General features: G+C 35.3%; 11 protein-coding genes. 4 read left to right on the forward strand and 7 right to left on the reverse strand.

All coding sequences use genetic code 11. The annotated features are described in order from the left end of the window. Positions 1–31 precede the first annotated feature (31 nt). The 7 genes from AsAng_RS02975 to AsAng_RS03005 all read right to left on the reverse strand — a co-directional run bounded on the left by AsAng_RS02975 (position 32) and on the right by AsAng_RS03005 (position 6,383). Entirely contained in the window at positions 32–802 is a 771-nt protein-coding gene (locus AsAng_RS02975) for an alpha/beta fold hydrolase (protein ID WP_264791294.1), read from the reverse strand. Between the two features lie 203 nt (positions 803–1,005). Continuing rightward, positions 1,006–1,851 carry an Rpn family recombination-promoting nuclease/putative transposase gene (locus AsAng_RS02980; protein WP_264791295.1) on the reverse strand — a complete coding sequence of 282 codons (846 nt, stop codon included), beginning with the start codon at positions 1,849–1,851 and terminating at the stop codon, positions 1,006–1,008. Between the two features lie 86 nt (positions 1,852–1,937). Further along, positions 1,938–2,411, reverse strand: a complete 474-nt coding sequence (locus AsAng_RS02985) for a hypothetical protein (RefSeq protein ID WP_264791296.1) — start codon at positions 2,409–2,411, stop codon at positions 1,938–1,940. Between the two features lie 36 nt (positions 2,412–2,447). Continuing rightward, positions 2,448–3,305 (reverse strand): Rpn family recombination-promoting nuclease/putative transposase, encoded by an 858-nt coding sequence (locus tag AsAng_RS02990; protein WP_264791297.1) that lies wholly within the window; start codon positions 3,303–3,305, stop codon positions 2,448–2,450. A gap of 55 nt (positions 3,306–3,360) precedes the next feature. Beyond that, positions 3,361–3,867: a hypothetical protein gene (locus tag AsAng_RS02995; RefSeq protein ID WP_264791298.1), complete on the reverse strand. Its 507-nt coding sequence runs from the start codon at positions 3,865–3,867 to the stop codon at positions 3,361–3,363. Between the two features lie 36 nt (positions 3,868–3,903). Continuing rightward, positions 3,904–4,809 carry an Rpn family recombination-promoting nuclease/putative transposase gene (locus AsAng_RS03000; protein ID WP_264791299.1) on the reverse strand — a complete coding sequence of 302 codons (906 nt, stop codon included), beginning with the start codon at positions 4,807–4,809 and terminating at the stop codon, positions 3,904–3,906. An 86-nt stretch (positions 4,810–4,895) separates the two neighbouring features. Then, the gene (locus AsAng_RS03005; protein ID WP_264791300.1) at positions 4,896–6,383 is read right to left on the reverse strand and encodes a YncE family protein; all 1,488 of its coding nucleotides are present in this window, start codon (positions 6,381–6,383) and stop codon (positions 4,896–4,898) included. Positions 6,384–6,696: 313 nt separating this feature from the next. Between AsAng_RS03005 and AsAng_RS03010 the strand changes: the two genes are divergently transcribed. The 4 genes from AsAng_RS03010 to AsAng_RS03025 all read left to right on the forward strand — a co-directional run bounded on the left by AsAng_RS03010 (position 6,697) and on the right by AsAng_RS03025 (position 12,779). Then, on the forward strand, positions 6,697–8,526 hold the full coding sequence (locus AsAng_RS03010) for a UbiD family decarboxylase (protein WP_264791301.1): 1,830 nt from the start codon (positions 6,697–6,699) through the stop codon (positions 8,524–8,526). Between the two features lie 79 nt (positions 8,527–8,605). After that, positions 8,606–9,271 carry a hypothetical protein gene (locus tag AsAng_RS03015; RefSeq protein WP_264791302.1) on the forward strand — a complete coding sequence of 222 codons (666 nt, stop codon included), beginning with the start codon at positions 8,606–8,608 and terminating at the stop codon, positions 9,269–9,271. A 163-nt stretch (positions 9,272–9,434) separates the two neighbouring features. Further along, positions 9,435–10,955: an NAD(P)H-hydrate dehydratase gene (locus AsAng_RS03020; RefSeq protein WP_264791303.1), complete on the forward strand. Its 1,521-nt coding sequence runs from the start codon at positions 9,435–9,437 to the stop codon at positions 10,953–10,955. Between the two features lie 105 nt (positions 10,956–11,060). Next, the gene (locus AsAng_RS03025) at positions 11,061–12,779 is read left to right on the forward strand and encodes a carboxypeptidase-like regulatory domain-containing protein (RefSeq protein WP_264791304.1); all 1,719 of its coding nucleotides are present in this window, start codon (positions 11,061–11,063) and stop codon (positions 12,777–12,779) included. Positions 12,780–12,792: the final 13 nt, after the last annotated feature.

Genomic DNA, 12,792 nt, shown 5'->3' on the forward strand with positions numbered 1-12,792 from the left:
AGGAAGGATTGCATTTAGAGCATTCTTATGCTTATTCGTCTAATAAAAAATTAGTTAAAGCCTCTAAAAAGAGCTTTGGTTGTTCAGCATGTACCCAATGCCCTGCATTATCTATGTTAGCCAATTTTGCTTGTGGGAAAAATACTTGATAATCACTAAATTCTTCTTCTAATATATAGGAAGAATTAGCTCCTTTTATAAAAAGAGTAGGCTTGTTGTAAGGGCTTGATAGGTCACTACTACCCAAAATATGTTGATAAGCATTATGTATAACAGGCAAATTCATTTTCCATTCGTAGGTTTGCGTTTGCTTATTGATGCTCAAGTTTTTTAAAATAAATTGGCGAACAGCATAAGATTCTATCCTAGATTCCAAAAATTCATTGGCTTGCTTCCTAGATTTTAAACTCGTTAAGTCCAATGCAAATAAAGCATCAAAAATGGGTTGATGATTGCCTTTATAGGCTTTAGGAGCTATATCTACCACTGCTAATTTGTTAACTAGATCGGGGTTTTCAGTGGCTAGTTGCATGGCTACTTTTCCACCCATAGAATGCCCTACAATATGTGCTTCATAAATCCAATTATTTTCCATGAATTCATAAACATCATTTGCCATAATGCTATAACTAAACGCTTCAGAATGAGGAGAACGTCCATGATTTCGAAGGTCAATGATGAAAACCATAAAATGTTTTGCTAGTTGTTTGGCTATTGTTTGCCAATTGTCTAGGGTTCCAAACATTCCATGTAAAATAACAACAGGTTCTCCTTCTCCAAATACTTTATAATTTAATTGCATATTGATTCTTTGATCGTATGATTTTGACGAACTATTTAAAGGGCTAATTTTTATCTTAAATTGAAAACAATCTTAGCCCCCCAAAGTTCTATAAAAAAACAAAAAATACCAATAAAAATATGCTAAGAATTATATCTGGAGTAGGAAGGGGAAAAAATGGAGTATTACAATTTTACGCTTGAATATTTTTATGTTCTGTTATTTTACAAACGATTAATTTCGTCCTCAGAAAGCCCTGTATACTGAGCTATTTTAGAAACAGAAAAGCCATCTGCTTTCATTTCTTTAGCTACATCTTGCCTGCCCTTCTTTATCCCCTCTTCTATGCCTTCTGCCTTAGAAGTATCCACAACGTTTTTAAGGTCTCGATAGTATTTTAAACTTTCCTCATAGAGTTGTTTTTCTTTAGGGGAAAACTTAGCGATTTCAGCAGCTTCAAAGAGTTTTTGAAAGATTCTTTCTTGTAGTGCAATAGGACGGTTTTGGAGATTGGCAAGATGTCTAAAAATATAAAGCCACTTATCGAATTTAGATTCTAGTTGAGCAACCTCTTTGGTGAACTTAGGGAGTTCGATATAGATATATGTCAGTTTATCGTAAAAGAGCCTATTTTTATGATCTTTTAATTTTACGGTATGCAAAATATCATCTCTATCTTTGTGCTCGTCAAAAACAAAATCTAAAATGCCAATGGTATAAACAGCGGCCAATTGAAAATCCCAATCGCCCTTTTTAGCCTGCTCTTGTATGGGAAAGGTAGAGTAAAAAACAGATCGATCCTTAAAGAAATTTTGCTTAGCTTTTTGGACTTCGACAATAAACTTTTCGCCCGAAGCACTTTCGCAGTACAAATCAAAAATCGCCTTTCGCTCCAATGGCGTATTGCCTAGGTGCTCATTTTTGGTATAAGAAAGGTTTTTGATTTGATGAAAAGAAGGAAGGAGTTGATTTAAGAAATCAATCAATAATTCTTTATTGGGCTCAATGCCAAAAAGTTTTTTGAATCCAAAATCAGTCAAAGGATTTATATATTTGTCTTTTAAATTCATAACTTAAAATTGATGGGTAATATACAAATATAAGCTTTTTTACCTGATAGAGTTGCTATTGCTTTTTGTTTTTTTAATGCAAACAACTATGGTCGTAGTTGCCAGTTGGGCAAACTTTTTAGTACAGCTGTATTGGTCATCTGTTTTGAGGTGCCACCAAAAATAGTATAGATACCAGGCTGGTCAGTTTTTAGGTGCAATTCTGTTGATTGGGGAATGTTCTGTGAACTATTAAAAAGAGCACTATATCCTAAATTTTCTGTGCTAATTTCTTGCTCTTTAGCATATTTATGATAAATAATCTTGTTATCATAAGCCCAGAATATTTTTCCTGCTCCTCGGACACTAAAACTAGTTTCTGCTTGCAAAAAATGACCCGTTGGGGTAAAGGTATTATCGATGTGAATTTGGCTACTAGAGCAGGGGGCTATGAGTTTTAACGTTCGTTTGGTTCCAACTATAATTGCTTTTTTGATGGGATGAAATCGAACGGTATTGGCATCAAAGGTATTGGGAGCCTCTGTATAAAATACAGGTTCTTGTGTTGTTATATCCCACAAGTTGATATGATTAGAATATTTTTATGTTCTGTTATTTTACAAACAATTAATTTCGTCCTCAGAAAGCCCTGTATATTGAGCTATTTTAGAAACAGAAAAACCATCTGCTTTCATTTCTTTAGCTACATCTTGCCTTCCCTTTTTTATCCCCTTCTTTATACCCTCTTCTATGCCTTCTGCCTTAGAAGTATCCACAACGTTTTTAAGGTCTCGATAGTATTTTAAACTTTCCTCATAGAGTTGTTTTTCTTTAGGGGAAAACTTAGCAATTTCAGCAGCTTCAAAGAGTTTCTGAAAGATTCTTTCTTGTAGTGCAATAGGACGGTTTTGGAGATTGGCAAGATGTCTAAAAATATAAAGCCACTTATCGAATTTAGATTCTAGTTGAGCAACCTCTTTGGTGAACTTAGGGAGTTCGATATAGATATATGTCAGTTTATCGTAAAAGAGCCTATTTTTATGATCTTTTAATTTTACGGTATGCAAAATATCATCTCTATCTTTGTGCTCGTCAAAAACAAAATCTAAAATGCCAATGGTATAAACAGCGGTCAATTGAAAATCCCAATCGCCCTTTTTAGCCTGCTCTTGTATGGGAAAGGTAGAGTAAAAAACAGATCGATCCTTAAAGAAATTTTGCTTAGCTTTTTGGACTTCGACAATAAACTTTTCGCCCGAAGCACTTTCGCAGTACAAATCAAAAATCGCCTTTCGCTCCAATGGCGTATTGCCTAGGTGCTCATTTTTGGTATAAGAAAGGTTTTTGATTTGATGAAAAGAAGGAAGGAGTTGATTTAAGAAATCAATCAATAATTCTTTATTGGGCTCAATGCCAAAAAGTTTTTTGAATCCAAAATCAGTCAAAGGATTTATATATTTGTCTTTTAAATTCATAACTTAAAATTGATGGGTGATATACAAATATAAGCTTTTTTACCTGATAGAGTTGCTATTGTTTTTTGTTTTTTAAAATGCAAACAACTATGGTCGTAGTTGCCAGTTGGGCAAACTTTTTAGTACAGCTGTATTGGTCATCTGTTTTGAGGTGCCACCAAAAATAGTATAGATACCAGGCTGGTCGGTTTTTAGGTGCAATTCTGTTTGATTGGGGAATGTTCTGTGAACTATTAAAAAGAGCACTATATCCTAAGTTTTCTGTGCTAATTTCTTGCTCTTTAGCATATTTATGATAAATAATCTTGTTATCATAAGCCCAGAATATTTTTCCTGCTCCTCGGACACTAAAACTAGTTTCTGCTTGCAAAAAATGACCCATTGGGGTAAAGGTATTATCGATGTGAATTTGGCTACTAGAGCAGGGGGCTATGAGTTTTAACGTTCGTTTGGTTCCAACTATAATTGCTTTTTTGATGGGATGAAATCGAACGGTATTGGCATCAAAGGTATTGGGAGCCTCTGTATAAAATACAGGTTCTTGTGTTGTTATATCCCACAAGTTGATATGATTAGAATATTTTTATGTTCTGTCATTTTACAAACGATTAATTTCGTCCTCAGAAAGCCCTGTATACTGAGCTATTTTAGAAACAGAAAAACCATCTGCTTTCATTTCTTTAGCTACATCTTGCCTTCCCTTTTCTATTCCTTTCTTCATCCCCTTTTCTATACCTTTTTTCATCCCCTTTTCTATCCCCTTCTTTATCCCCTCTTCTATGCCTTCTGCCTTAGAAGTATCCACAACGTTTTTAAGGTCTCGATAGTATTTTAAACTTTCCTCATAGAGTTGTTTTTCTTTAGGGGAAAACTTAGCGATTTCAGCAGCTTCAAAGAGTTTTTGAAAGATTCTTTCTTGTAGTGCAATAGGACGGTTTTGGAGATTGGCAAGATGTCTAAAAATATAAAGCCACTTATCGAATTTAGATTCTAGTTGAGCAACCTCTTTGGTGAACTTAGGGAGTTCGATATAGATATATGTCAGTTTATCGTAAAAGAGCCTATTTTTATGATCTTTTAATTTTACGGTATGCAAAATATCATCTCTATCTTTGTGCTCGTCAAAAACAAAATCTAAAATGCCAATGGTATAAACAGCGGTCAATTGAAAATCCCAATCGCCCTTTTTAGCCTGCTCTTGTATGGGAAAGGTAGAGTAAAAAACAGATCGATCCTTAAAGAAATTTTGCTTAGCTTTTTGGACTTCGACAATAAACTTTTCGCCCGAAGCACTTTCGCAGTACAAATCAAAAATCGCCTTTCGCTCCAATGGCGTATTGCCTAGGTGCTCATTTTTGGTATAAGAAAGGTTTTTGATTTGATGAAAAGAAGGAAGGAGTTGATTTAAGAAATCAATCAATAATTCTTTATTGGGCTCAATGCCAAAAAGTTTTTTGAATCCAAAATCAGTCAAAGGATTTATATATTTGTCTTTTAAATTCATAACTTAAAATTGATGGGTGATATACAAATATAAGCTTTTTTACCTGATAGAGTTGCTATTGCTTTTTGTTTTTTTAATGCAAACAACTATGGTCGTAGTTGCCAGTTGGGCAAACTTTTTAGTACAGCTGTATTGGTCATCTGTTTTGAGGTGCCACCAAAAATAGTATAGATACCAGGCTGGTCGGTTTTTAGGTGCAATTCTGTTGATTGAGGAATGTTCTGTGAACTATTAAAAAGAGCACTATATCCTAAGTTTTCTGTGCTAATTTCTTGCTCTTTAGCATATTTATGATAAATAATCTTGTTATCATAAGCCCAGAATATTTTTCCTGCTCCTCGGACACTAAAACTAGTTTCTGCTTGCAAAAAATGACCCGTTGGGGTAAAGGTATTATCGATGTGAATTTGGCTACTAGAGCAGGGGGCTATGAGTTTTAGCGTTCGTTTGGTTCCAACTATAATTGCTTTTTTGATGGGATGAAATCGAACGGTATTGGCATCAAAGGTATTGGGAGCCTCTGTATAAAATACAGGTTCTTGTGTTGTTATATCCCACAAGTTGATATGATTAGAATTGAACATAGCCATTGACCAATCGGGGCTAAAGGAGAAATAGGCTCCAGAACAACCTTGGTTTTGAGTAACATAGTTAATAAAATTTAGGTCTGCATTAATTTTAAAAATATGCCCATTTTTACCCAAGCTAGTAAGGAGATCGCCATTTTCTTGGACAACCAATTCATGCAAAGGAAACTTAGCTTTTTTAGACCCTTTTTCATTTAACTTTAGTGTTAAGATGCGATTGATGTCTGCGCCAAAATCCACCATTTTGATTAGGCTTAAATCTTTTACATTATACTGGGCAATTTGTGCTTTACAGTTGCTAAGGTAAATGGACTTTCCATCAATGCTAAATGTAAAATGCTGCTTGCTGTCACATTTGCTCCATTCAAAATCTTTAGGAATTTCTCTTCTAGAAGCATAAACATCTCCTGTAATAGGGTTCATGATAATTAATTGTGCTTCATGAGTAGATTTGCATTGTTGTTCATCAAAACCATGATTATTAAACCACACTGCTAATTTTGAACCATCAGGAGAATAAGCAAGGTTAGCAGGGTACAAAGTAGTGTTGTCTACAACATCTATAAAATAAGTAGCATCGTAACAAACTGGAACTCGTTTTATTTTGAGTAATATTCGACCATTTTGAGCATTTCGTACTTCTAGCTTTTTAGTGCCTGTTTTGACATAATTGTAACAAATGGAAATCGTTTTTCCATCAGGGCTAGCTGCCATATGTGAGATATGCTCATAACCCAACTTTACAGCCCAATTTTCTGAAAAATCATTTCCTGATAAGCTATATAAGTATCCATTGTTATCGGCTACATAGACATTGCCTTGCTGGTCGGTATCTAGGTAAACAATCCGACTCGAATTTTTGGAATCAGACAATTCAAAATTAGCAATGCAGGCCCAGTGAAACTCATCTAAACCAATCGGAGATGGTTTATTGGAGGTAATTGGTTTCAGGCTGTCTGTTATTTGTGCAAAACTTGTGTACACCATGCCGAAGCATATTAATGTAAAGACAATTTTTGGCATTCGTTTTTATTTTTTGATTTTGACGGCTAATTGGTAGATTCCATTAATACAAAATTGATTCCAACAAAAATAAGAATTGTTGTTTTGTTTTATTTGAGAGCGGGGGGAATTTCTAAATTTAAAGTTACAAAGATAAAAAGGTTAATTTATTTCTAAAAATTGAGAAGAAGTTAACAAACCAGAATGGTTTAGGACTGTTTAAGCTTATATATGCTATATTTGCCTTCATTACTTGGCGGTAGTTAAGCGCTTCCTTTAATAGAGAAAACAAAGAAGAATGAGTTACAAAAGTTTAAAGCACTGTATACAAGACTTGGAACAACATGGAAAACTTCTAAGAATAAAATCTCAGGTTGACCCTAATCTTGAAATGGCAGAAATTCATAGACGGATTTATGATGCTAAGGGACCAGCCATTTTGTATGAAAATGTCAAGGGAAGCCCTTTCCCAGCGGTTTCTAATCTATATGGTACAACAGAACGAACTCGCTTTTTGTTTCGACATACCATGAAACAAGTTCAGAAAATAATTGAACTCAAGATTGATCCTATCCAATTGCTTAAGCACCCCACGAGATATTGGAAAGCACCTTTTTCGGCCTTAAATGGTTTGCCTAAAAAAGCACGCTTTCGCAAACCTATTTTGTTTGGAGAAACCCAAATTAGCCAACTGCCTCAGGTAAAGGCATGGGAAATGGATGGAGGAGCTTTTGTTACCTTGCCTCAAGTGTTTTCAATGGGGCCTGGTGCTACAGACATAATGAAATCAAACTTGGGGATGTATCGTATTCAGTTATCTGGCAACGATTATGTGAAAGATAAAGAAATTGGGTTGCATTATCAATTGCATCGTGGTATTGGGGTACACCATAAAGCCTATAATGAGACGGATCAACCTTTTAAAGTATCTGTTTTTGTGGGAGGGCCACCTTCCAATGCTTTTTCAGCGATTATGCCCTTGCCTGAAAACTTGTCGGAATTGACTTTTGCAGGCTTGTTGAACGGTCGTAGATTTCGCTATTTTCAGCAGGATGGTTATACGCTTTCAGCAGATGCCGATTTTTGTATTACAGGGACAATTGTCAAAAACAAAAAACTCCCTGAAGGACCATTTGGGGATCATTTAGGTTATTATAGTTTAACGCATGACTTTCCTGTTATGGAAGTGGATAAAGTATACCATAGAAAGGATGCAATTTGGCATTTTACGGTAGTAGGCAGACCTCCAGCGGAAGACTCTAGCTTTGGCTACTTAATTCATGAGTTGGTCAAAGAACTAGCACCGCAAGAATTTCCTGGTTTAAAAGATGTGAATGCCGTAGATGCAGCAGGGGTTCATCCGTTGTTGTTGGCTATTGGTAGCGAGCGTTATATGCCGTTTCGGGAGCGTAGACCAGAAGAGATTTTAACGATTGCCAATCATTTGCTCGGAAAGGGGCAAACCACTTTAGCCAAATATTTATTTATTGCCGATCATAGTGATGATCCTAATTTGGATACGCATGAGATTGAGCATTATTTTAATCATGTTTTGGAACGAGTAGATTGGACGAGAGATTTGCATTTTCAAACCAAAACAACAATTGATACGCTAGATTATTCGGGAGATGGGTGGAATGCTGGTTCTAAAGTGGTAGTGGCTTGCTGTGGAGCAAAAAAACGACGTTTGGAAGCTGATTTACCCCCGAATTTTGATTTGCCCATTGGTTTTTTAAACCCTAAATTTGTTCAAAAAGGAATTTTAGCCATTCAGGCAACTGCGTTTAGTGACGCCGATACAGGATTGAAGACCATTCGTCAGTTAGTAAAGTGGTTAGAACGGTATGATATGGAGCATATTCCATTGGTGGTTGTGGTTGACGATAGTGATTTTGTCACACAGACATTAAATAATTTTCTGTGGGTAACCTTTACACGTTCCAATCCTTCGCATGATATTCATGGTGTGCATAGCTTTGTAGAACACAAACATTGGGGCTGCAAAGGCGCATTGATTATTGATGCGAGAATAAAACCACATCATGCGCCTCCTCTTATTGTCGATGAGAAAACAAAATTGGCAGTGGATAAATTGTTTTCCAAAGGGGGAGAACTGTACAATAAGTAACAAAGGTTTATGATTTCTAAAGGCTGTTTATAGCTTTTTTGAATACCAATGCATCACGTTATATTAGGGATAAAATTTTATGAAAAAGGCTTTTTTTATTTTAATATGTTTCTCAGGTTTATTATATTGTTGCAATACTAATTCTAGCTCAAAGGTAGAAGAGAAGCTGGTTGAAGAAGAACTAGAATTGGCAGAAGGAGAAATAGAAGTAGCGGATACCTTGCGGTTGATGGAAGGAAAAATTCCTGAAAATTGGATACAAATTCCTTTGTTAGAAAATGGCTATTATATAGGTTTTCCTAAAAAGCCTACAAAAAAAGAGCGAAAAAGTAGCCAACGAATTGATTATAAACTAAAACGATCTAAATATAGATTGAGTTGTAACCTTACCGACTTGTCTGAGGAGCCTTCTTTTCAACAAAATAAAAAATATAGAACGGCTTACTATAAGGCAATAGTTGATGATTTAGGAGAAGGCATAGAGGGTGTTGTAGAAGAACATGAAGTCTTCTACAGTCAGGCTATCTATGAAGGAATTAGAGCAACTATTGTAGCAGATGATGTGCGTATTTATATACAATGCATTATTATAGAATCCGTATTATACACCATTAGCTTGACGTTGTTTGACGATGAAAAACCCGCTTATTTGCAATTGAGAGATAAGTTTTTTTACTCTTTTGGTAATGCGTTTTATAGCAACAAAAGTGAACGAAAATATGAAATTAATAAAGATTCATTTTAAGATAACAAAAAATACAGCGCAACGATATTTTGCTAGTATTTAAGTATTCCCATTCTACATTACTCCGTTTTAAATCTCGAAGAACCCTGCTTGCTGGCTCACGAGTGATAACAAGCTAACCAAGTACCGTAGTTAAATTAACGGAGGATTAATTCTAAAAATTATGAAAATATTATCAACAACACAAACCCGTGAAGCAGATGCTTACACCATAGCACATGAGCCTATTTTGTCCATTGACTTAATGGAACGGGCAAGTAGAACTTTTACCAGTTGGTTTGTCAAAAAATTCCCGAAGTCTACGTTTGAAATGGTTAGCGTCATTTGTGGCAAAGGTAACAATGGGGGAGATGGCTTGGCGATTGCTCGTTTGTTGGAGGAGCGAGGGTATGATGTGGCTGTGTTTATACTGAATTTAACAGATAATGAAACAGAAGATTTTAAGACAAACTTGGAGCGAGTTCGACAGTTACAAGATCTAAATAAAGTGGTTATTAAGGAGGTTTCTTCTGTAGAAGAAATGCCTGTTTTTGGTGGAGATGAAATCTTGATTGATGCGATGTTGGGATCTGGTCTAAATCGACCAATCACAGGGGCTTTGGCTGATATTTTGCACTTTTTGAATGAATGTGAAAATACAGTTGTTGCCGTTGATGTCCCAACAGGAGTGTTTACCGATATGCCCACTGTAGGTGCTTGTATAGAAGCAGATTATACCTTTGCATTTGAATTTCCAAAATTAGCATTTTTATTTCCTGAAAACTTTCATTACGTAGGAGATTTTGTTTGTGCATCAATAGGTCTGGATCAAAAATATATTGCTTCTGTAGATTCTCCTTATTATTACATTACTTCAGATATTGTTAAACGAATTTACAAGAGAAGAGATAAATTTGCACACAAAGGCGTTTTTGGTCATGCTTTACTGATTATGGGAAGCTATGGCAAAATGGGGGCGGCTATTCTGGCAACCCGTGCCTGTCTTAGAGCTGGAGTTGGTTTGGTGACAGTGCATGTGCCTATCTGTGGTTATGAGGTGATGCAAACGGCTGTTCCTGAGGCAATGGTGAGTTTGGATGAGGATCGATTTATCTTTACAAAGGTATACGATTTGCCGAAGTATTCTACCATTGCTATTGGTTGTGGTTTGAGTACCAAAAATAGAACAAGAAATGCATTGTGTTATATGCTCAAACACTTGAATCGCCCAACTGTTTTGGATGCAGATGCATTGAATATTTTAGGGCAGAGTCCCGATTGGTTTGAATACATTCCCAAGGGGAGTATTTTGACCCCACACCCCAAAGAATTTGAACGAATGTTTGGGAAGGTCTACGATAATTTTGAACGAAATGAACTGCAACGTCGAAAAGCCCAAGAATTTGGTGTTTACATCATTCTAAAGGGAGCTAATACTTGTGTGGCAACGCCTGAAGGGGTTTGCTATTTTAATTCTACTGGAAATCCAGGGATGGGAACCGCAGGGAGTGGGGATGTTTTGACGGGGATTTTGGCAGGTTTACTGTCCCAAGAATACGACCCCTTAGAGGCTTGTATTTTGGGCGTTTATATCCATGGCTTGGCTGGTGATATTGCTGCTGAAGTAGAAAGCGAAGAAAGCTTAACGGCAGGAGATTTAGTGAATTACTTGGGGAAAGCGTTTTTGAAATTACGAAAATTATAGCCTACTGCTGAAATTAATTTTCATTAGATATACACCACGTATACATACAATTGCATCTATTCTTCTAGAAGAAATAGATGCAATTGTATGTATAACAATAATAAAATGAAAACGGTATTGGTTCTAATACTGGCTTTATTCCACTTGACTACTGTGGGGGCTCAAATTGAGATTAAAGCTACTATTTTTGACAAAAACACAAATGAAACATTGCCTTATGCCAATGTTTTTAATCAGCAGCAATTATTTGGCACTGCAACTAATTTAGAGGGCTATTTTGAATTGCCTAACAATCAAATCGGAGACACCATTGTTATTTCTTATCTAGGGTATAAGGAAGAAAAAATTGTTGTTGGTTCAACAACAATCAAAACGATAAGGCTTAGTCCTAGCTCAAGTAGGCTAAAAGATGTGGTGGTAAGAGCGAATAGCGATTATTTATATGATCTTGTTTCAAAAATAAGAAATCATAGAAGAACAAAAATCAAAAAAGCTAAGACTTATTTCTACTTAGAAACCTACCTAAATAAGGATAAAGCAGAAGTAATTGAAGCATATTATAATGGAAATTATTCTAATTATTCAATTGATGAATTGGACTACAAAAAAGGAAGAATTGGAGTAAAAACCATTCGCAATAGGCATTTTACTTCCACAGAATCTTCCCGCCTTTTTTCAATCCATAACCTTTTTTCCAAAAGCAATTTTTTTCCTAGCAACCCATTGAGTATTAACAAAAAAATGTTGCTAAAGAATTATTCTTTGAAGCTAAATTACGCTTACCAAGAAAAGGAAGCTCAAATTTATGTGATCAGTTTTGACCCCAAAGACAATCGTTCGGATTTTTTTAGTGGTACAATTTGGGTAGATGTCGATAAAAATCAATTGCTCAAAATTAACTTAAAAGTTCGCAATGCCTCCTTGCATCCCTTTTCGATTATTGGCAGGAATGATATAGAACAAGTTGATATGGCAATTACAAAATATTATCAGTCAATTGAAGGAAAACAATACATGGATAAAATCCACTTCAATTATGGCCTTACTTATTCAGATCGCTCAGAAAATAAGATTAGCGTAAATTCTAAAGCCTTTATTAAAGCCTATGACTATAACAATCAGTTTGTTTTGCCCTATTTTAAATTTACAAAGCACTACCACGAAGATTATCGAAACCTAACGGCTTCTTCTTACGATTCTGTTTTTTGGAGTAAAAACACTGAATTTAGGTTTTATGATCGCATGAAAATGATTGAAACCTTTATAAAAGAGAATCTATTTAAAAACAAACGTGTTTTCCCACAAAATGCGTCTAGTTCGTACCAGCCTCATTTGCAATTTCCTTATCTTCAGTGGAGTAAAGAGCGGGTTAAAATGGGGCAGGCATCAAAAAGGAGAATTAATTATTCGAAGGAAAATAACTTTGAAGTAGATCGCTATAATTTTAATACCAAACTCTATTTTGACATCAATAGCATTCAAGATTCATTGATTTTTCAATTGGTTGCTATCCTAGATCCTCTTCAAAGTTTCTATTATTTCCAAATGGAAAAGGAAGATCATGCTTTTGTCAATATGTACTTCGACTTGTTGGAAATACAAAAACGAAAATTGGAAATGGAACTTTTGCAGCTAACCAATCCTACCATCAATCTAATGACCGAGTTGTATGAAAAACATCTAGGATTGTATGCAGAAACTTGTAAGTTATTTGTCGCAGAAACCGATAGGGGATATAATGCAGAAAAAATGAAAAAGTGGAACGATTATATTTTTAAGTCATTGAACGTTAATAATTATGCATTTTTTAAGCTTAAAAAATAATCAAAAATGCTGC

This window comes from Aureispira anguillae, from assembly GCF_026000115.1.
GTDB classification, from domain to species: Bacteria; Bacteroidota; Bacteroidia; order Chitinophagales; family Saprospiraceae; genus Aureispira; species Aureispira anguillae.

Coding starts and splice junctions, on each gene's coding strand:
- AsAng_RS02975 (WP_264791294.1), bottom strand. CDS start 802: ATGCAATTAAATTATAAAGTATTTGGAGAAGGAGAACCTGTTGTTATT.
- AsAng_RS02980 (WP_264791295.1), bottom strand. CDS start 1,851: ATGAATTTAAAAGACAAATATATAAATCCTTTGACTGATTTTGGATTC.
- AsAng_RS02990 (WP_264791297.1), bottom strand. CDS start 3,305: ATGAATTTAAAAGACAAATATATAAATCCTTTGACTGATTTTGGATTC.
- AsAng_RS03000 (WP_264791299.1), bottom strand. CDS start 4,809: ATGAATTTAAAAGACAAATATATAAATCCTTTGACTGATTTTGGATTC.
- AsAng_RS03005 (WP_264791300.1), bottom strand. CDS start 6,383: ATGGTGTACACAAGTTTTGCACAAATAACAGACAGCCTGAAACCAATT.
- AsAng_RS03010 (WP_264791301.1), top strand. CDS start 6,697: ATGAGTTACAAAAGTTTAAAGCACTGTATACAAGACTTGGAACAACAT.
- AsAng_RS03015 (WP_264791302.1), top strand. CDS start 8,606: ATGAAAAAGGCTTTTTTTATTTTAATATGTTTCTCAGGTTTATTATAT.
- AsAng_RS03020 (WP_264791303.1), top strand. CDS start 9,435: ATGAAAATATTATCAACAACACAAACCCGTGAAGCAGATGCTTACACC.
- AsAng_RS03025 (WP_264791304.1), top strand. CDS start 11,061: ATGAAAACGGTATTGGTTCTAATACTGGCTTTATTCCACTTGACTACT.